The organism is Paenibacillus sp. G2S3 (assembly GCF_030123105.1).
Classification (GTDB): domain Bacteria; phylum Bacillota; class Bacilli; order Paenibacillales; family Paenibacillaceae; genus Paenibacillus_AQ.
In genome coordinates this window covers 3,585,031-3,604,833 of the sequence record NZ_CP126095.1, presented here as the reverse complement: position 1 = coordinate 3,604,833, position 19,803 = coordinate 3,585,031, and the positions used below count along the sequence as shown (strand labels likewise).

Below are 19,803 nucleotides of genomic sequence, written 5' to 3'. Positions count from 1 at the left end.
ATGATTATTATATCGCAGAAATACGTTAGCTTGACAGTGACTGCTATAATGTATTAGGAAAATAAAGCTTGCTGTTTGATGCAGCATACGTAATCGGAGGCACAGAATTTCATGACACAATCTATCACACCCGCTGCAGTTCGTGTAGGAGGAGGCCTAACTAAGCAATTCATACTTATTTTAGCCATTGCATCAGGATTAAGCGTCGCAAATATGTATTACAATCAGCCCCTTTTGGCCGATATAGGACGAACATTCCATGCATCCTCTAACGCAGTAGGATATGTATCGATGCTTACTCAGATCGGTTATGCGCTTGGGATGTTATTCTTTGTTCCGTTAGGCGACATTCGTGAACGAAGAACACTAATATCAGGGCTTCTTATTGCTGTATCACTGTCACTGGTTGGTTTCGCCACAGCTCAGAACCTTATTTGGATGTATATCGCCAGTTTTGCTATTGGCATAACTACGGTGGTGCCGCAGGTCATCATTCCTCTCTCGGCGGAGCTTGCTTTGCCAGAAGAACGGGGTAAGGTAATTGGAACCGTAATGAGCGGGTTGTTTTTTGGTATTTTACTGGCCAGAACGATATCCGGTATTATAGGAGATATGTTTGGCTGGAGAGCGATGTACTGGATTGCCGCAGTTATAATGCTATTGTTATCCCTTATCTTATACCAACTAATCCCCAAGACGAAACCAGAAAATAATTCAACCTACACGGATCTACTGAAATCAATGGGGAATTTGATTCGTAGATATTCGACGCTTCGTGAAGCATCACTAATTGGGGCGTGTATGTTTGGTGGCTTCAGCGTGTTCTGGACTTCACTGGCTTTCTTTCTAGAAGGAGAACCATACCACTACAGTAGCTCTATCACAGGCTTGTTTGGGTTAATTGGTGTAGCTGGTGCTGCGGGTGCTCCATTTATCGGGAGGTTAGCCGACAGGATCGCACCGAAAAAGATAGTAGGTATACTACTGTTGCTTACATTGATTGCTTATGGATTCTTCGGTTTAGCTGGATTTACAATCTGGAGCCTGATTGCCGGAGTTATTATTCTGGATCTAGGAGTACAAGGGTCACAGGTTAGTAACCAAACGCGGATCTATGCACTTGAGCCGGCGGCACGAAGCCGAATTAATACTGTTTTTATGGTCAGTACTTTTACAGGTGGCGCAATTGGATCAACATTAGGAAGCTTTGCATGGCAGCATTGGGGCTGGAGTGGTGTTTGCTTAATGGGTGGAATGTTAATTGTAGCCGCTATATGCATATGGATAGTCTATAGAGTAATTGAGAAGAAGGCATTCAACGCAGGAGGTGCATGAGCATCGCTCAGAAGACGAAAGTCGTAGAGGTTGTCCCGTATGATCCAGAGTGGAAGGTAGAATTCAATAGAATAAGAGATCAGCTGTTATCTTATGTTGGAGATCTCATTCTTACGATAGAGCATGTGGGGAGTACTTCCATCGAAGGGCTCGCTGCTAAACCCATCATAGATATTGATCTTGTAATGGATAGCTACGATGTACTCCCACAAATCATAGAACGTCTACAACAGCATGGTTATGAACATCAAGGGAACTTGGGAATCGAGGGCAGGGAAGCCTTCAAAAGACGTCAAGCGGATGAATTCATGAAATATCATCTGTATGTATGCCCTAAGGATGGAAAAGGGTATTTGGAGCATATCGCTTTTAGAGACTATCTCCGTTCAAATGCGGTAGCGCGTCAAGCATATGCAGAAGTCAAACAGCGTCTGGCGGTACAATACCGGTATGATATTGATGCTTACTGTGAAGGAAAGACAGCGTTTGTCACCTCGATTTTATCTAAAGCAATGAAATAACCGAAAAGCAATCATGTGCCAGATCGAAGATGGCTTCGATATTCACTGGGGGACATGCCGCTCCACTTACGGAACTGCTTGGAGAAATATAACGCATCATTGAAACCGACCGAAGAGGAAACCTGGTCGATGGTGAGCGTTCCTCCAAGCAGTTCCTTTGCTTTATCCATGCGCACCTTTAACAAATATTGCTTGGGTGACATTCCGATCTTTTGCTTAAAGGCCTTAGAGAGATGCGCCCTATGATAACCCAGAGAGGATGCCATGTGGTCGATACTGATCTGTTGTGGAAATTGGAGAGAGATCCAGCGGATCGCTTGATTGATCTGGCGGTCGATAACATCTGGTAATTGTGCGGATTTAGGGGTGAGCGAACCTAAGTTCGCAAGGCCGAATTTGTGCACTAGAAGGCGCAGCCACCCAGAAGCTTCCAAACTTTCCAACCTTGGATAAGCAGACTGCTGAAAGGAAAAACGAATATGTTCATACAAGTTATGTATCTCTTTAAGGTTATCTAAGTGTATTATCGGCTTCTCCGGTGTAATCCCCACTTCTTTAAATAGCTGCTGAACGGCATCCCCTTGCAAGGCAACCCAAACATAGGTCCAAGGCTGTTCCATGTCTGCCTGATAGCTAAATAATGCCCCTGGGAAAATGACAAAGGTATCTCCTGTACCACATACCTGAGAGTTACTTCCACTCTGAAACACACCCTTTCCATCCATTACGGTATGTATAAGGTAGTAATCGTGAACTGAAGGCCCCATCTTATGGCCAGGAACCGGTTTGCCTTCACCGCTGAACAATACAGTCAGGTCGGGTTCATCTGGAGCAAGATTAAACCCTGCTGAGAAATGATAATGCTCTGAAGCCATTAGCTTTTGACCTCCTATACATGATTTGAATTACAATTAGATTATAGGAGATAGCACTTAAATGCAACAAACATCCATATATGAATTGTATTTCTCCATACTCATTGAGACCGCTCTCATTTATAGTGAATAGTGAAGAGAGAGACGGATACCCTCCGACATTCTAGTGTTTATAAGGAAAATCCATCTAGGTTTTCTGAGTGGTTAGCAATGTCGAGACCGTAGAACTCACTACTTAAGGAGGAATATTTCATATGTCCAAAATTACATTTATCGGAGCGGGTAGTACTGTGTTTGCAAAGAACGTTTTAGGAGATTGTATGAGAACTCCAGCCCTTCAAGGCTTTGAGCTTGCCCTATATGATATTGATCTTCAGCGCCTAAAAGATTCCGAGAATATGCTGAGTAATATAAAAGCAAGTAGTGGTAGTACTTGTGTCGTGAAATCCTATACGGATCGCAAGGAAGCTTTGCGCGGAGCTAAATATGTGATAAATGCGATTCAGGTCGGGGGTTACGATCCTTGTACCATTACAGACTTTGAAATTCCGAAGAAATATGGCTTGCGTCAAACGATTGCGGACACGGTTGGTATCGGTGGTGTTTTCCGCAACTTACGCACGATTCCTGTCATGCTTGATTTTGCGGCAGATGTGAGAGAGGTTTGTCCAGATGCTCTGTTCATGAATTATACGAATCCAATGGCAGTATTGACCAATGTGATGAACACTTATGGTGGTGTGAAGACTGTTGGATTATGTCATAGCGTACAGCATTGTATTCCAGGCTTATTCGAGCATCTGGGAATGGATCAGACGGGTGTACAGGCTAAGATTGCCGGGATTAACCATATGGCTTGGCTACTCGAGGTTACGAAGGACGGAGAGGACTTATATCCGGAAATCAAACGTCGCGCTGCCGAGAAGCAGAAAGAGAATCACGGGGATATGGTTCGTTATGAAATGATGCTTAAATTTGGTTACTATATTACGGAGTCTTCAGAACATAATGCAGAGTATCATCCTTATTTTATCAAACGTAATTATCCTGAACTCATCGAACGGTTTCAAATTCCACTCGACGAGTACCCACGCCGTTGTGTAGATCAAATTGAACGCTGGCAGCTAATGCGTGAAGAATTAGTAAATAATAAAGAGCTTGTACATGAACGTTCGCATGAATATGCTTCATATATTATGGAAGCTATCGAAACGAATGTGCCTTTCAAAATCGGTGGTAATGTTATGAATACAGGTCTTATCACCAATCTTCCGAAAGAAGCTTGTGTAGAAGTTCCGTGCCTTGTAGACAGAAGTGGCGTCACTCCGACCTTCGTGGGAGATCTGCCTCCGCAGTGTGCCGCACTAAATCGTACGAACATTAATACACAATTGTTAACGATCGAAGCAGCGATTACGCATAAGAGGGAGCATATTTATCATGCAGCTATGCTCGATCCTCACACTGCCGCAGAACTGTCGATGGATGACATTACGAATATGTGTGATGAGCTGATCACAGCTCATGGAGACTGGTTGCCAGCGTATAAATAATGCGGTCTAATCCTAAATGGTAGAGATAAAAATAAGGGACTGTCCCAAAAAGCCACGAAATGGCTGCTTGGGACAGTTTTCCTTTTTGTGAGCATGATCAACCTTTGCGCTTCGATGGACGCTCCGCGAACGAAAGCACTCGCAATCGGACCCAGTTAACCTTATATTCGGGTTTTTCTCACATTTGAGATTCTAACGGACACCACAGCAACTATTGGCATGTAAAACACTAAGTATGGCCCTATTTTTAGGAAATAGCGGCGATGGGGTCCGAAGCCATGCTCAAATGACGATAATTGTACTTATAGTGTTATTTGGGTCCGTAAGGATCAGCGGAGGGTTGAAGCTAGCGGGTGACGAATAAATAGGGTAGCCATAACCTTGGAACGAGTGGAATAGTTAGCTCTAGCAAGAAGATAAAAACTGATTTAGGCCTCTTTAATTTAAGTGGTCTTCTACGAAAAGGCTTGCATGATTTGAATTTAAAAAGCACTAAAGGAGAGCGTAGCGAAGGGGGGATTTGGAACTGTAGGAGCGATAGCAATCGCCTTTGTCTCCGGATTTCATCCGCTCACAGCGGTATAATTCAAGAAATCTGGAGACAACAGCGGCCGGAAGTCCAAATATTCTCCGTAGCTACAACTGACTCTTAGATGAATAGTCTTTTGATTTGTTATGATGTATAGACTTCAGTGAAATTAGTATACTGCGATTTACTCTGAAGCTTCCATTGCGTTTGGCAGATTCAGCACGGGTACATCTAGGAAATACTGAATGGCCAAAGCGCAAGCTCCTAGAATGGATGAGTTTTTTCCAAGTGTAGAGATTAACAATTCACGGTAATGGCTAATTTGTGAATTCAAATTTTGTTTGATTTTATGAATAGAGTCTGGATAGATCCGGAGCAATTCACTATCTATCACGATAACGTCTGGATTATAAATATTGATCATATTATTCAAGCCAATGGAGAGATAATAGATAAATTCATCCATAATCTCAGTGACTTCTGCATCACCTTGGTCAATCCACTCCTGAATTTGTTCATAGGTAATATTAGGAGTTTTCTTTTTATCAGACAAAACCTCCATAATATTAGATTCAGAGGCATACTTCTCCCAGCACCCTTTATTTCCGCATTTACAAGGTCTTCCGCCCGGCACCACAATCATATGCCCAATTTCTCCTGCAAACCCGTCATGTCCACGAAAGAATTTATTGTTAATAATCATTCCCAAGCCTATACCAGAATGAAATGTAGCTGATAAAAGATTATCCGTATCATGATGGACATAGACTCTTTCGGCAAAAGAACTGAGATTCGAGTTATTCTCTAGATGAATTTCGAGGTCGAGCGCTTTTTCTAGATCTGCTTTCAGATTAACGTCATTCCATCCCAAACGAGGAACATAATGAATCACCTCTTGATTTGAGACGAGGCCGTGAATGGCGATCACTATACCAATAATGCCATATCGACTATTTGTGTAATTTTTTTTGTATGTGATGATATGTTTAATTAGCAGAGCAAGAATCTCTGAATAGTCAGTGGTTTCAAGCTTAACGATGTTAGAAAATACTGGGCGTCCTAGAAGATCTGTAAGCGCAAAGGATATTTGCCCGTAATCTAGATCAATACCGAGGGCATAACCCGCGTCAGCATTTAAAGAGAGCATAATTGGCTTTCGTCCTACAGCATTATGTTCAAGTTGTGTTTCTACGACCAATTCATCTTCTAACAGATCAGCTACTTGAACAGAGATAGTTGCTCTTGTTAGTGCTACAGCTTTGGATAGATCTGCCCGGGAGATCATTCCTTTCTTAACAATTTCTCTGATGATCAGAGAACGATTAATCTTCTTTATGTATGAAGCATCACCGGTAATCATTATTATCCTCCAATTTGAGCAGTGATTCTGATGCTCTTTTTCTTCCTATCAAGAGTTATTATACTGCTGTAACATACATTTGACAAAATGAAAGGGAATTGATAAATTATCCTTATAGTTAATTTGTTTATTAAACAAATTAACTATAAGGATAATTTAAACTTGTAAGAGAGTTACCTGATTATGAATTTGAAAGGAGATCATGTATGAGAAGTTTTCTGGATCATCACTTTCTGTTAAATTCAGATACAGCTGTACGACTGTTTGGAAATGGTGCGAACCAATTGCCTATTTTTGACTTTCACTGTCATCTGAATCCCCAAGAAATATGGGAAAACAAGCCGTATGCTAATATTACTCAACTCTGGCTTGGGGGGGATCATTACAAATGGCGTACCATGCGTATGCACGGTATTGGCGAGAAGTTCATCACTGGAGATGCAGATGATTGGGAGAAGTTTCAGGCTTGGGCTGAGACGGTTCCGCATTTAATAGGAAATCCTCTGTATCATTGGACACATCTGGAATTGAAGATGTTCTTCGGGATAGAGAAAATTCTTAGTCCATCAACAGCACATGAAATTTGGACGGAATGTAATGAGAAGCTGCTACTGCCTACGCATAGACCGAGAGGTTATATTGCAAAATCAAATGTGAAATTTATTGGAACGACAGATGATCCACTATCCACACTTGAGTACCACGATCTTTTAAACCAAGATGAAACTTTTGAGACGCGTATTGCACCGACGTTCAGACCGGATGGCGCGCTTAATATTGAATCCGCTTCCTTTTTATCCTGGTTAGATGATTTGAAGACGGTCACTGGAAGTTCGATTGATTCTTTGGAGGATTTTCTGAACGCGTTGAAGCAAAGAGTGAATTACTTCCATGAGCATGGCGGGCGTGCATCGGATCATGATATTCAGAAGCTGGATTATTCGGAGATTTCCGAGGAAGCAGCTACAGCTATTTTTAACAAAAGATTGAATAAAGAGACGCTTAGCGAAGCTGAGATCACTGACTACCGTTCTTATCTGCTCAAAGCATTAGGAAAAATGTACGCGGAGAAACAGTGGGTGATGCAGCTGCATATGGGCGCTATCCGCAATAATAATACGAAAATGAAAAAGCTTATTGGCTCAGACACAGGTTTTGATTCTGTGGGTGAAACTAATTTTGCACAAGGATTGTCCAGATTCTTGGATGCTCTTGATCAGGAAGACTCCCTGCCAAGAACGGTTCTATTTAACCTCAATCCTAAGGATAATGCAGTGCTAGCGGGGATGATGGGGAATTACTATGAAGAGGGTATCCCTGGGAAAGTGCAGTTTGGTTCCGGATGGTGGTTTAATGACCATATTGATGGCATGGAAAAGCAAATGAAGGATTTAGCGAACGTTGGTTTGATCAGTCATTTTATTGGAATGCTTACTGATTCTCGAAGCTTTCTGTCCTATGCTCGTCATGAATATTTCCGGCGTATTCTATGCAACATTGTTGGAAACTGGGTGGAACAAGGTCTAATTCCTAACGATATGGATTTTCTGGAACAGATGATTCGAAAGATCGGCTATCATAATGCGGATAACTTTTTTTTGCAAAGATAAATTGTTAATACAATAAGAGGAGGATTTATTTATGTTATATCCAATCGTTACTGAAACTCGCAGTATTATTGATCTTAACGGATTATGGAACTTTAAGTTAGATTCAGGTGTAGGCTTTCAAGAAAAATGGTTTGAATCCAAACTAACAGATACGATAGCGATGGCTGTTCCGGCATCCTTTAACGACATTGGGGTAAAAGCAGAAATCCGTGATCATGTAGGCTGGGTATGGTATGAAAGAGAATTTACAGTGCCGGATGTGTTCTCCGCTGAGCGTACTGTCTTGAGATTTGGTTCCGCGACACATCAAGCCAAGGTGTATGTTAATGGTGAGCTTGCTGTCGAGCATAAAGGTGGCTTTCTGCCTTTTGAAACGGAGCTAAATCAAATCCTTAAATCAGGTAAAAACAGATTAACGGTTGCGCTGAACAACATTGTGGATTATTCCACGTTGCCTGTCGGAATTTATTCCGAGAAAGAAATACCCGGTATCGGTAAAAAAGTGAAAAATGAGCCGAACTTCGATTTTTTCAATTATGCTGGCCTTCAGCGTCCTGTTAAAATCTACACAACACCTCATACCTATGTACAAGATGTTGAAATTGTAACGGATTTAGAAGGTCTGAATGGTACGGTTAAATACGCTGTAAAAATCGTAAACAAAGCAGAAGTAAAAGTAACGGTGCTGGACGAAGCAGGGGACATCGTTGCTGAGCAAGCGGGAGAAGCTGGCACCATCTCACTTGAGAATGTTAAGCTCTGGCAGCCTTTGAACGCTTATCTGTATACACTTCAAATTGAGCTTGTTCAGGATGGAACTACCGTTGATGTGTATGAGCAACCGTTTGGTGTAAGAACCGTGGAAGTTAAAGATGGAAAATTCTTGATTAACAATAAGCCATTTTACTTTAAGGGCTTTGGCAAACATGAAGATTCACCTATTCATGGTAGAGGTTTTGATGAAGCGGCCAATATTATAGACTTTAATCTGATGAAGTGGATGGGAGCGAACTCCTTCCGTACTTCCCATTATCCATACTCTGAAGAGCTAATGCGTCTTGCGGACCGTGAAGGTTTTGTTGTGATTGATGAAATCCCAGCCGTAGGACTACATGTGAACTTTATGGTCATGTTATCAGGAGGCAGAGCCCATAAAAATACATGGGAGGAACTCCAAACCAAAGAGCAGCATGAGCAAGACATTCGGGAATTAATTGCACGAGACAAAAACCATCCGTCTGTTGTGATGTGGAATGTGGCTAATGAACCTGCGTCCGAGGAAGAAGGGGCCTATGAATACTTTAAGCCGCTTGTAGAATTGATGAGAGAATTAGATCCGCAAAAACGTCCCGTTACACTCGTTACCCATCTCGCATCTACTCCAGATCGAGATAAAATTGCTGAGCTAATCGATGTTCTAGCTTTGAATCGTTACTATGGTTGGTATGTGGATGGAGGAGACCTGGAATCTGCAAAAGTGAAATTGCGTGCAGAATTCAATGGTTGGCTTAAACGCTGCCCTAACACCCCGATCATGATGACTGAATATGGTGCAGATACTGTGGCTGGTTTCCATGATGTAGAACCTGTTATGTTCACGGAAGAGTATCAAGCAGAGTTTTACAAAGCCAATCATGAAGTATTTGATGAATTCCCTCATTTTATCGGTGAGCAGGTTTGGAATTTTGCAGATTTCGCTACAAGTCAGGGAATCATTCGTGTGCAAGGAAATAAGAAGGGAATCTTTACGCGGGATCGGAAGCCGAAATATGCAGCGCATGAATTACGTAAACGTTGGACAGCAATTCCAGACTTCCATTACAAACAGGATAAAGAATAGAAGGAGAGAGCAGAGGCATGTCTAAACAGCAGATTGGTGTCGTAGGTCTAGCTGTGATGGGGAAGAATCTGGCTTTGAATATAGAGAGCAGAGGTTATTCTGTCGCAGTCTTTAATCGTTCTTATGATAAAACAGAAGAGTTCCTAATTAACGAAGCGCATGGCAAGAATTTTATAGGATCAGAAACCATTGAAGAGTTTGTGAATGCGCTCGAGAAACCACGAAAAATACTACTGATGGTTAAAGCGGGTTCAGCTACGGATGCGACAATCGAATCGTTAAAGCCTTTTCTTGAAGAAGGCGATATTTTGATAGATGGAGGAAATACTTTCTTCCAAGATACTATTCGTAGAAACAAGGAACTACAATCCGCCGGCTTTCATTTTATTGGCACTGGTGTTTCTGGTGGGGAGGAAGGAGCCCTTAAGGGCCCTTCCATCATGCCTGGAGGGAAGAGAGAAGCTTATGAGCTTGTAAAGCCCATTCTTGAGGCTATATCGGCCAAAGTCGATGGCGATCCTTGTTGTACCTATATTGGACCCGACGGTGCCGGGCATTATGTGAAGATGGTTCACAATGGCATTGAGTATGGCGATATGCAATTAATTTCGGAGGCTTATTTTATTCTGAAGCAGGTCCTGAATCTTAGTGCTGCAGAGCTGCATGATGTATTTAGTGAGTGGAATAAAGGTGAGCTGGATAGTTATTTGATTGAGATTACTGCCGATATTTTTGCGAAAATAGATGAAGAAACCGGAAAGCCTATGGTCGATGTCATCCTAGATACCGCTGGCCAAAAAGGTACAGGAAAGTGGACTAGTCAAAATGCGCTGGATCTCGGCGTACCGCTGCCTATCATTACGGAATCTGTATTTGCACGCTTTATTTCGGCGATGAAGGAGGAACGGGTCAAGGCTAGTAAATTACTTCACGGGCCAAAGAACGCGGTCTATGAAGGCGATAATGCACAACTCATTGAAGCTGTTCGTAAAGCTCTCTATATGAGTAAAATTTGCTCGTATGCTCAAGGTTTTGCACAGATGCGTGTGGCGTCTGAGGAGTACGGATGGAATTTACGTTACGGAGATATAGCCATGATCTTCCGTGGCGGTTGTATTATTCGTGCGCAATTCCTACAAAAAATCAAAGATGCCTATGATCAAGATGCTGAGCTTGCTAACCTTTTGCTAGATCCATACTTTAAAGATATAGTAGAAGAGTACCAGACGGCTCTGCGTGACGTTCTGTCACTTGCAATTAAACGTGGGATCCCTGTACCTGCATTTTCAAGTGCGATTGCTTACTACGACAGTTATCGCGCGGAGACACTTCCTGCTAACCTGCTACAGGCACAGCGAGATTATTTTGGTGCCCATACCTATCAAAGAGTAGATAAAGAAGGCGTATTCCATACTAAATGGTTATAATAGACTAAAAAAATAGTTATTATAGCGCTTACAAAAGTTATTGACGAGTACATCAGATAATGGTATTCTACGGCAAGGATAATTAATTAGTTTAATAAACAAATTAATTATCCTTATATCTTACTTTTGATAGGTGAGGAAGTAGAAGTGTACACCATCCAAGAGTCACGGGGGAATTAACTTGAATTCACAAACTGGTCTGGAAACTTCAAAGGGTATTGTGTCTAATGCAACAAACAGAAAGTTTGGTCTAAGGGATAAGCTGGGATATTTATTCGGTGATTTCGGTAATGATTTTTTCTTTATTCTTGTAAGCTCTTTCTTAATGGTATTCTATACGGATGTGTTCGGAATTAATGCGGCTGCCGTTGGTGGACTTTTCCTTATTGCCCGACTTTGGGACGCAATCGCTGATGTAACATGGGGGCGTTTTATAGATACTAGAAAAGCAAGTCCTAACGGAAAATTCAAACCGTGGATCTTTAGAATGTCGTTTCCACTAGTGATTACAGGTGTATTAATGTTCATTCATCTTCCTGGGATGTCTGACGGATTCTATCTGGCTTACGCTTATGTAACTTATATTCTCTGGGGAACGTTTTACAGCACTGTGAATATTCCTTACGGGTCAATGGCTTCTGTAATTACTAGCGATCCCGTGGAACGCACCTCACTATCAACCTTCCGAACTTTAGGTTCTGCAATGGCGGGACTGATTATTAATGTAATAGGACCCCTAATTATATTCGTTGATAACAAAGCGGATCCGAACCGATTTTTACTTGCGGCCATTATCTTTGCAATTCTTTCACTCTCTTGTTATATGGCTTGCTATAAACTATCCACTGAACGTATTACTGCCCCAGAGAACAAAAAGGTTAATTCTAATCTGGGCGTAACTTTAAAGGGATTCTCTAAAAATAAACCTCTCATCTGGATCCTAATTGCATCCCTCGCTTTTATGACTTGTTTTATGCTTATTGGTTCAGTAAATATCTACTTGTTCAAAGACTATTTCGGTAGTGCAACTGCCTTAAGTGTGGTGGGTATTGTCCAGACTTTATCAATGTTCATTGCCATGCCGCTAGTAAAGCCTCTAGTTGCCAGATTCGGCAAAAAAGAAACAGCCTCTGCAGGTCTGTTGTTAGCGGCAGCAATATACGCTGTATTGTACTTTATACCTAATGTGAGTACTAATCAATTTATTGGAATATTGTCTATCGCAACTTTTGGTTACGCTTTCTTTAATATGGTAATCTGGGCATTTGTAACTGACGTGATTGATTATCATGAATACTTAACGGGTCTTCGAGAAGATGGAACAGTATATTCTATTTATTCCTTTGCTCGCAAGGTAGGGCAAGCCATTGCCGGAGGACTTGGAGGGTTTGCGATTAGTGCAGTGGGTTATAATGCTAACCTAAAATCACAGACACCAGCTACTCTTCATGGAATCCATACCCTTGGAACTTTATTGCCTGCCATTATCTTAGTTCTAGTATTTTTAATCCTTGTATTCTTATATCCTTTGAATAAAAAACGTACGATTCAGCTTACCGCAGACTTAGCCGAGAGAAGCCACTCTTAAGGTTATATTCGGTTGTCGTTTTTCAACAGAAACCCCAGGATGGATAGGGGTTTTTTGTTGATTTTTGCTTTAAAAGCGATGTGAAAATATACACATAAAAAATATTTTAAAGCGCTTACAAATTCTGTTGACGAGTACAAGTTGATGGTGTTATCCTACGGTAAAGATATTTTGTTAGTTTAATGAACTAATTAAATATCCTTACAATTCTTACTTTTGAAGGATGCGCTTAAGTGTAGCGATTCAAAAGTTACGGGGGGATAAATATGAATCAACAAGCCGGTCTCGAAACTTCAAAGGGTTTAGTAACAAATGTAAACAACAGAAGGTTTGGCCTCAGAGATAAGATGGGTTATTTGTTCGGAGATTTCGGCAATGATTTTTTCTTCATTCTTGCCAGCTCTTTCTTGATGGTATTCTATACAGATGTGTATGGAATCAGTGCGGCAGCCGTAGGCGGACTATTTCTCATTGCTCGCTTATGGGATGCAGTCGCAGATGTGACCTGGGGGCGTTTTATCGATACTAGAAAAGCAGGGCCGAAAGGGAAATTCAAACCATGGATTTTTAGAATGTCTTTTCCACTAGTCGTTACTGGTGTCCTAATGTTCGTTCATATTCCAGGAATGTCTGATGGATTCTATCTGGCATATGCTTTTGTAACTTATATTCTATGGGGAACATTATACAGTACGGTTAATATTCCTTACGGTTCAATGGCTTCAGTGATCACAAGTGATCCAGTGGAGCGTACCTCACTATCTACCTTCCGGAGCTTAGGTGCTTCATTAGCGGGGCTAATTATAAATGTGGTTGGTCCTTTGATCATTTTCGTAGATAACAAAGCCGATGCTAATCGATTTTTTTTGACAGCTGTTATCTTCGCCATTCTTTCACTCTCCTGTTATATGGCCTGCTATAGTCTCTCCACTGAACGCATTACTTCGTCGAATAATTCAAAGGTAAAAACAAATTTTCGAGCAACGCTAAAAGGATTTACAAAGAACAAACCTCTGATCTGGATCCTAATTGCTTCACTTGCCATTATGACTTGCTTTATGCTTACTGGTGCTGTGAATGTCTATTTGTTCAAAGACTATTTCGGAAGTGCAAAAGCGTTAAGCATGATGGGCCTGATTCAAACGGCAACAATATTCATTACCATGCCATTAATAAAACCGTTGGTTGCAAGATTTGGTAAAAAAGAAACTGCCTCAGCGGGTCTGCTTCTAGCGGCTATAGTATATGCTCTGTTATATTTCATGCCGAACTTGAGCGTTAATCAATTCATCGGAGTAATGACTGTAGCCTCATTTGGTACCGCTTTCTTTAACATGACGATCTGGGCATTTGTTACGGATGTTATTGATTATCATGAATACTTAACGGGTTTACGGGAAGATGGTACTGTGTACTCTGTGTATTCCTTTGCTCGTAAGGTGGGTCAAGCAATCGCTGGTGGACTTAGTGGTTTTGCGATTAGTGCAGTCGGATATAATGCAGGGCTTAAATCGCAATCGCAGGACACCCTTCAGGGAGTGCATACTTTAGCAACTTTATTACCTGCCGTTATGGTATTCATAGTTTTCCTAATCCTAGTATTTCTTTATCCATTGAACAAAAAACGTACACTCCAGCTTGCTACTGACTTAACAGAGAAGAGAAGCTTGTAAAACGTAGCGATTTCAGTTGTTAATTCTCCTGAGCACTTCTTCTATTTTTTCGGAACTGATTAGGAGTGATACCGTTAGTTTTTTTAAAGACCTTTATAAAATAGTTCACATCACTATATCCAACCATCTGAGCAATATCCGTAATCGTTAGATAGTTGTTTTCCAGCATTTCAACAGCAGACTTAATTCTCAGCAAATTGATGAAATCGATAATGGATTGGTTAGTTTCTTGTTTGAACTGTCTGGAGAGCTCGTACATACTTGATGAGATTGCACGAGCTATTATATCAAGACTCAATTCTTTATCCAGGTTTAGGCGGATATATTCGATCGCTTTTCTTATCGTAGAACCATAAGGTTTCAAAGACAAGTCGTTAACAAGCTTACAGTATTCGTAATACATTTTCATTTGAAGCTCAGATAGCTGTTGTACGGAAGCTGACCTTTCGATTTGAATAGAGAATTTCTCTGAGATACTGTCTATGTAGACTGGATGAACGCCACCTTTCTCTGCTGCCTTGCGCAGCAGAGTATTGCTTACAAAGGTCAAATTTTTACGTGATCTTAGAGGGTCAGTAGGGAAACGGTCAGGAAAATCGTTCTTACCCCATGCACCATCCTTCAAGAATTGTTCCAGCTGTTGTTGATTTCCTCGCTCTATAATAGACAATAATTGATTTTCTTTCCGATATCTTTCTTCTATGATCGCTGGCGATAAATCTGTTTTGTTTTTGACCGCTTCAGAAAGTAACAGATTCTGGCTTCGAAAGTTATAGCTGACATGCTCAAAAGTTGAAACCGAGTGGTTAGAAAGTTGAGCACTCTCTGAAAGATACGCTAGAAATTCTGAGATGTTATTGACCTTTTGTTCATTGATTAAAGGCAGAGAGAGATAATATTGTTCTAAGATGGGCTGCAGCCAAATGGATAAATTATTGTCAAATATAATATCGTGCATGAGAAGTGTAGAAGGCTCTTCCAGTAGATAAGGACCTACAATTATGCTCCCTAGGTAACTGGTGCCTTTGTAAAGGTTGGAAGAGATGAAATTCAATTTATAGGATGTGGAATGAATAAGTAAATGTGATGCGGCATTCGAATGTTGAAGCTGAAGCATTGCTCTGAGATCTTCGAAGTAACCTTTTAATGGCTCTGGCACTTGTATATGCCCAGACTCCCATACGATCTGTACCCCTGATTGAAAAAAGATAGTCTCAATGCTCGCATAGTTATATGTGAATTTAAGTAGTTTTTGTAGTTGTTCCCATTCCTCAGATAACACTAAATTCTCACCCCTTGTAAACATTATTCTTCTCAAGCTGCTCTATATTTTACTATTATACACAAGATTTTACGAGAATAATAAATCGGTTTCATTTATAGTAACGTTATTCTTATACATTCAACTGGTAATCGCTAGGAGGAGGGAAAGAGGTTGTGGTAAATAAAAACATTAGCATCTCAGGCTTCTCTGATGAAATTTCTGCAGAGTTTGACCAGCAGCTTGAGGTAGTTTCGAAATTGGGGATGCAGTACTTATCCTTGCGCGGCATCGACGGTAGAAATATCGGTGACTTTACACTGGAAGAGATTCGATCGAATGTTCTGCCCAGACTTGAACAATCTGGTATTCGAGTATCCTCCATCGGTTCGCCAATCGGGAAAATTTTCGTGAAAGATGAAGGCGCTTTTATAAAGCAAAAAGAAATGCTACACAGACTCTGTCAGATCAGCAATTTATTGCAGTGCAAGTATATTCGTATATTCAGCTTCTATATCCCCAAGGGTGACGATCCCGATCAATACCGGGACGAAGTGATTGAGAAGATCAAGGAATTTACTACGATCGCTGAACAATACGATGTAATTCTATTGCATGAGAACGAAAAAGATATCTACGGTGATATTGCTCGGCGCTGTAGTGAAATGTTGAATGCGGTAAATTCCAAGTATTTTAAGGCCATTTTTGATTTTGCGAACTTCGTGCAATGTGGTGAGGATACTCAAGCGTGCTACGATTTATTGAAAGATGAAATCGCTTATATACACATTAAGGATGCCGTAACGTCGGATAATCAGAATGTGGTATGTGGGACTGGGGAGGGTCAAATCCCATCGATATTGTCTCAGGTAATTCACAGTGGGTATACAGGTTTCTTGACGCTTGAACCACATCTAGTACAATTCGACTCCTTAAAGGATTTGGAACTGGAGAATGCAGAAGAAATTATAAAGGATAACAAAGGGCTTAACGGGGCGGAAGGTTACAAGCTACAGTACGAAGCTCTTCTACAAATACTTGAACATATAGAAAGCGAGGAGAAAGTGATATGACAAAAGTAAGAATGGGAATTATCGGTGTTGGTGCTCAAGGCAGTGCATATGCTAATTTTTTGACTGAAGAAAAAGTGGAGAATATGCAGCTTGGGGCAATCTGTGATATCGATCCTGCAAAGAAACAGTGGGCAACAGAAAAGTATCCGGATGTTCCTTTCTATGACAACTACATCGAAATGATTGAAAGCGGAGAAGTAGACGCAATAGTCACTTGTGTGCCTCATTATTTGCATCCTGAAATGGGAATTGAAGCGCTGAAGAGAAACATCCACGCCCTGGTGGAAAAGCCAGCCGGAGTATATACGAAGCAGGTTAGAGAATTAAATGAATTTGCGGCAACTAAACCAGAATTGGCTTTTGGAATCATGTTTAATCAGCGGACCAATCCCCTGTATCAGAAGTTGAAGGAAATCATTGATAACGGAGAAATCGGTGAGGTTCGCCGCACGAATTGGATGATAACCACCTGGTGGAGACCTCAAGGTTATTATGATCAAAGCGCTTGGAGAGCTACTTGGGAAGGCGAAGGTGGTGGTGTTCTGGTCAATCAGGCTCCACATCAGCTGGATTTATTACAGTGGATATGCGGAATGCCTAAAAAGGTCTACTCCAATGTGAAATATGGTTATCAAAGAAATATAGCAGTAGAAGATGAAGTGACAGTATTACTAGACTATGGGAACGGTGCTACTGGCGTATTCGTAACTTGCACACATGATGTTGTAGGCACGGACCGATTTGAGATTTTGGGTGATAAAGGGAAGATCGTAGTTGATGACAGTAACAAGATAACCGTTAAACGTCTGATCAAGCCTGAGCGTGAAATGAGCGATACCATGAGTATGGTTGATGTAATGAAAATATTCATGGGTGGCAATTCGGATGAAATTTATAATGAAGAAGTTATTACCTTTGAAAGTGTCTGGGGAGCTCAGCATACTGCAGTCATGAAGAACTTTGCATCCCATATTTTAGATGGGGAGCCGCTGTTGGCACCAGGAAGCGATGGTATTCACGGCGTGGCGCTTGCCAATGCCATTCACTTATCTAGCTGGCTAGGTAAAGAGGTGGAGCTCCCGATTGATGAAGAGCTATACCTGAACGAGCTCAAGAGGAAGATCGAAGAAGAGAAAAAGCAACCTATAACCAAGTAATTATATAGATTAAAACTAACTCGTGGTATGAGCCATGGGTTAGTTTTGAAAAGGAGATTTCCATATGTTAAAGGCAGCGGTTATTGGACTAGGTGATATTTCTAGCATTCATATTCAAGCCATTCAGGCGAATCCAGGGATTGAGTTAGTGGCTGTATGTGATATTGATGATTCAATAAGTAATGCATTGCCTGGTATAAGCTTTTATACAGATTATCTGCTCATGCTTCAGAAAGAGTCCCTTGACTGCGTGCATATTTGCTTGCCACATCATCTGCACTATCCAGTAACCAAAGCCTGCATGGAGAATGGGGTTCATGTGCTTCAAGAAAAACCGTTAGCCTTAAACATAGAAGAAGCGTTAGCCATGGAGAAGCTTGAGGCAGAACATAAGCAGATTAAAGTTTGCATTTGTCTACAGAACCGTTATAACGAGACTTTTGAGATGCTTCAGGATATCGTTCGTCATAATGACTATGGCCCCATGATTGGGATTAAGGGGTTGGTAGCCTGGTATAGACCACAGGTCTATTATGATATCAAACCGTGGAGGGGACGGATAAGCGAATCCGGTGGCGGGGTGATGATTAATCAATCGATCCACACGCTGGATCATATGCAATTGCTTGGTGGTCCGATCGAGGCGATCCGAGGATCCGTTGATCAACTGATGAATTACGGTATTGAGGTCGAGGATACGGTGTCTGCGTATATTCGGTTTAAGAACGGAGCTAAGGGATTGTTTTTTGCAACCGTTGCCAATGCAAGTAATTCTAGCGTTGAGCTTGAAGTGATGTATGAGAAGGTGAAATTCACAATAAAAGACAGCCTATTAATTAAAGAAGATGATCATGGGGAGAAAGAGGTATTAGTTGAAGATGCCAAGCTTCCAGGGACGAAGTTTTATTATGGAGCTAGCCACGCTTCACTAATCGATCATTTCTATGATTGTATACGTAACGATTCACACGATTATGTTCATATCCGAGATGCTGTTCAGTCCATAAGAATGATAGATACGATTCACAAATCTTCGGCACAAAAACAAGAAATTCAATTGGAGGGTGATCTTGATGAGTAACGGTAAAATTGGTGTGCAAATGTTCAACTTAAAAAATAAAATTGTGGAAAATGGAGTTTATGAGACACTACGAACGGTAAAAGAGCTAGGGTTTAGTGCCGTTGAGGTCACTCAAATTGATATGAGTAAGGAGAATGTGTCCGAACTTAAAAGAGCTAGCGAGGATTTTAGTATCCAAATCGTGTCGGTCTCTGCTCCTCTGAATACAATGCCGGGTATGCCAGGGGAATCCTTAACCACAGATTTCGATAAAATCGTCAATGATTGCAAAACATTGAATTGTAATTATGTCCGTATTGGTATGATGCCAATAACGCTTATGGGAAATAAAGAGAAGATCATGGAGTATATTCATCAAGCGGAAGAAATGGCTATACGTTTGGAGGAGCATGGTATTGAGCTCTATTATCACAACCACCACGTAGAATTTGAGAAATATGATGGGGAAACGCTTCTGGATATGATGAAGAACAACACTTCGAAGCTAGGTTTCGAATTGGATGTTCACTGGATTCAGCGGGGTGGTGAGAATCCGGTAAATGTTATTAAACGCTTTGCTGGACGTGTATCCTTGCTGCATCTAAAGGATTATAGAATCGGCCACATGGATTTAAGTGCAGATGACTTTAAAGATATGTCAAAGTTTATGTATAAGTTCTCCAATATTATTGAGTTTGCAGAGCTTGGTGAAGGGAGCTTAGATATTCAAGCCATTATTGAAGCCGGTCATGAGAGCGGTGTGCAGTATTTCTTAATTGAGCAAGACGAAACGTATGGAAAAGATCCGTTTGATTGCCTAAAGACTTCAGGAAGCTATCTGAAACAGTTGGGTTATGAGAACTGGTTCTAAAATTTAGTTATCTAATCTAACGAATAAAGCCATTGAAATAGGCTTTATTCGTTTTTTGTTATAAAATCGA

Annotated in this window: 15 protein-coding genes; 12 read left to right on the top strand and 3 right to left on the bottom strand. The window is 41.1% G+C overall.

The window, feature by feature from the left end; all coding sequences use genetic code 11:
• Positions 1 to 111 precede the first annotated feature (111 nt).
• Positions 112 to 1,335 carry an MFS transporter gene (locus QNH28_RS15630; protein WP_283907515.1) on the top strand — a complete coding sequence of 408 codons (1,224 nt, stop codon included), beginning with the start codon at positions 112 to 114 and terminating at the stop codon, positions 1,333 to 1,335.
• Complete coding sequence (locus QNH28_RS15625) at positions 1,332 to 1,856, top strand: GrpB family protein (RefSeq protein WP_481858319.1); 525 nt, start codon at positions 1,332 to 1,334, stop codon at positions 1,854 to 1,856. The genes QNH28_RS15630 and QNH28_RS15625 overlap by 4 nt, the downstream gene beginning before the upstream one ends.
• Positions 1,857 to 1,867: 11 nt before the next feature.
• On the opposite strand, the gene QNH28_RS15620 is transcribed toward QNH28_RS15625, so the two are convergent.
• Positions 1,868 to 2,731, bottom strand: coding sequence for an AraC family transcriptional regulator (locus QNH28_RS15620; protein WP_283907514.1), 864 nt, complete (start codon positions 2,729 to 2,731; stop codon positions 1,868 to 1,870).
• A 254-nt stretch (positions 2,732 to 2,985) separates the two neighbouring features.
• Between QNH28_RS15620 and melA the strand changes: the two genes are divergently transcribed.
• On the top strand, positions 2,986 to 4,284 hold the full coding sequence (gene melA / locus QNH28_RS15615; protein ID WP_283907513.1) for an alpha-glucosidase/alpha-galactosidase: 1,299 nt from the start codon (positions 2,986 to 2,988) through the stop codon (positions 4,282 to 4,284).
• A gap of 713 nt (positions 4,285 to 4,997) precedes the next feature.
• Here the strand turns inward: melA and QNH28_RS15610 are convergent.
• Positions 4,998 to 6,173, bottom strand: coding sequence for an ROK family transcriptional regulator (locus QNH28_RS15610; RefSeq protein WP_283907512.1), 1,176 nt, complete (start codon positions 6,171 to 6,173; stop codon positions 4,998 to 5,000).
• A gap of 206 nt (positions 6,174 to 6,379) precedes the next feature.
• Between QNH28_RS15610 and uxaC the strand changes: the two genes are divergently transcribed.
• The 5 genes from uxaC to QNH28_RS15585 all read left to right on the top strand — a co-directional run bounded on the left by uxaC (position 6,380) and on the right by QNH28_RS15585 (position 14,311).
• Positions 6,380 to 7,783: a glucuronate isomerase gene (uxaC, locus tag QNH28_RS15605; protein ID WP_283907511.1), complete on the top strand. Its 1,404-nt coding sequence runs from the start codon at positions 6,380 to 6,382 to the stop codon at positions 7,781 to 7,783.
• 31 nt (positions 7,784 to 7,814) lie between these two features.
• Positions 7,815 to 9,623, top strand: coding sequence for a beta-glucuronidase (gene uidA / locus QNH28_RS15600; RefSeq protein ID WP_283907510.1), 1,809 nt, complete (start codon positions 7,815 to 7,817; stop codon positions 9,621 to 9,623).
• Positions 9,624 to 9,640: 17 nt separating this feature from the next.
• Positions 9,641 to 11,050, top strand: a complete 1,410-nt coding sequence (gndA, locus tag QNH28_RS15595; RefSeq protein ID WP_283907509.1) for an NADP-dependent phosphogluconate dehydrogenase — start codon at positions 9,641 to 9,643, stop codon at positions 11,048 to 11,050.
• Between the two features lie 181 nt (positions 11,051 to 11,231).
• Entirely contained in the window at positions 11,232 to 12,638 is a 1,407-nt protein-coding gene (locus QNH28_RS15590) for an MFS transporter (RefSeq protein WP_283907508.1), read from the top strand.
• 266 nt (positions 12,639 to 12,904) lie between these two features.
• Entirely contained in the window at positions 12,905 to 14,311 is a 1,407-nt protein-coding gene (locus QNH28_RS15585) for an MFS transporter (RefSeq protein ID WP_283907507.1), read from the top strand.
• Between the two features lie 19 nt (positions 14,312 to 14,330).
• Here QNH28_RS15585 and QNH28_RS15580 read toward each other — a convergent pair whose 3' ends face one another.
• Entirely contained in the window at positions 14,331 to 15,617 is a 1,287-nt protein-coding gene (locus tag QNH28_RS15580) for a helix-turn-helix domain-containing protein (protein ID WP_283907506.1), read from the bottom strand.
• 131 nt (positions 15,618 to 15,748) lie between these two features.
• Between QNH28_RS15580 and QNH28_RS15575 the strand changes: the two genes are divergently transcribed.
• From QNH28_RS15575 to QNH28_RS15560, 4 genes are all read left to right on the top strand, one after another.
• A complete protein-coding gene (locus QNH28_RS15575) occupies positions 15,749 to 16,645 on the top strand; it encodes a sugar phosphate isomerase/epimerase family protein (protein WP_283907505.1) in 897 nt (298 codons plus the stop codon).
• Complete coding sequence (locus QNH28_RS15570; protein ID WP_283907504.1) at positions 16,642 to 17,802, top strand: Gfo/Idh/MocA family protein; 1,161 nt, start codon at positions 16,642 to 16,644, stop codon at positions 17,800 to 17,802. Before QNH28_RS15575 ends, QNH28_RS15570 begins: the two co-directional genes overlap by 4 nt.
• Before the next feature lie 64 nt (positions 17,803 to 17,866).
• Positions 17,867 to 18,883, top strand: a complete 1,017-nt coding sequence (locus QNH28_RS15565; RefSeq protein ID WP_283907503.1) for a Gfo/Idh/MocA family protein — start codon at positions 17,867 to 17,869, stop codon at positions 18,881 to 18,883.
• On the top strand, positions 18,876 to 19,733 hold the full coding sequence (locus QNH28_RS15560; RefSeq protein ID WP_283907502.1) for a sugar phosphate isomerase/epimerase family protein: 858 nt from the start codon (positions 18,876 to 18,878) through the stop codon (positions 19,731 to 19,733). The genes QNH28_RS15565 and QNH28_RS15560 overlap by 8 nt, the downstream gene beginning before the upstream one ends.
• The last annotated feature ends 70 nt before the right edge of the window (positions 19,734 to 19,803 follow it).

What these genes read in the sequence shown, in the direction of transcription:
- QNH28_RS15630 (WP_283907515.1), top strand. Translation starts at nt 112, where the DNA reads ATGACACAATCTATCACACCCGCTGCAGTTCGTGTAGGAGGAGGCCTA.
- QNH28_RS15625 (WP_481858319.1), top strand. Translation starts at nt 1,332, where the DNA reads ATGAGCATCGCTCAGAAGACGAAAGTCGTAGAGGTTGTCCCGTATGAT.
- QNH28_RS15620 (WP_283907514.1), bottom strand. Translation starts at nt 2,731, where the DNA reads ATGGCTTCAGAGCATTATCATTTCTCAGCAGGGTTTAATCTTGCTCCA.
- melA (WP_283907513.1), top strand. Translation starts at nt 2,986, where the DNA reads ATGTCCAAAATTACATTTATCGGAGCGGGTAGTACTGTGTTTGCAAAG.
- QNH28_RS15610 (WP_283907512.1), bottom strand. Translation starts at nt 6,173, where the DNA reads ATGATTACCGGTGATGCTTCATACATAAAGAAGATTAATCGTTCTCTG.
- uxaC (WP_283907511.1), top strand. Translation starts at nt 6,380, where the DNA reads ATGAGAAGTTTTCTGGATCATCACTTTCTGTTAAATTCAGATACAGCT.
- uidA (WP_283907510.1), top strand. Translation starts at nt 7,815, where the DNA reads ATGTTATATCCAATCGTTACTGAAACTCGCAGTATTATTGATCTTAAC.
- gndA (WP_283907509.1), top strand. Translation starts at nt 9,641, where the DNA reads ATGTCTAAACAGCAGATTGGTGTCGTAGGTCTAGCTGTGATGGGGAAG.
- QNH28_RS15585 (WP_283907507.1), top strand. Translation starts at nt 12,905, where the DNA reads ATGAATCAACAAGCCGGTCTCGAAACTTCAAAGGGTTTAGTAACAAAT.
- QNH28_RS15580 (WP_283907506.1), bottom strand. Translation starts at nt 15,617, where the DNA reads ATGTTTACAAGGGGTGAGAATTTAGTGTTATCTGAGGAATGGGAACAA.
- QNH28_RS15570 (WP_283907504.1), top strand. Translation starts at nt 16,642, where the DNA reads ATGACAAAAGTAAGAATGGGAATTATCGGTGTTGGTGCTCAAGGCAGT.
- QNH28_RS15565 (WP_283907503.1), top strand. Translation starts at nt 17,867, where the DNA reads ATGTTAAAGGCAGCGGTTATTGGACTAGGTGATATTTCTAGCATTCAT.
- QNH28_RS15560 (WP_283907502.1), top strand. Translation starts at nt 18,876, where the DNA reads ATGAGTAACGGTAAAATTGGTGTGCAAATGTTCAACTTAAAAAATAAA.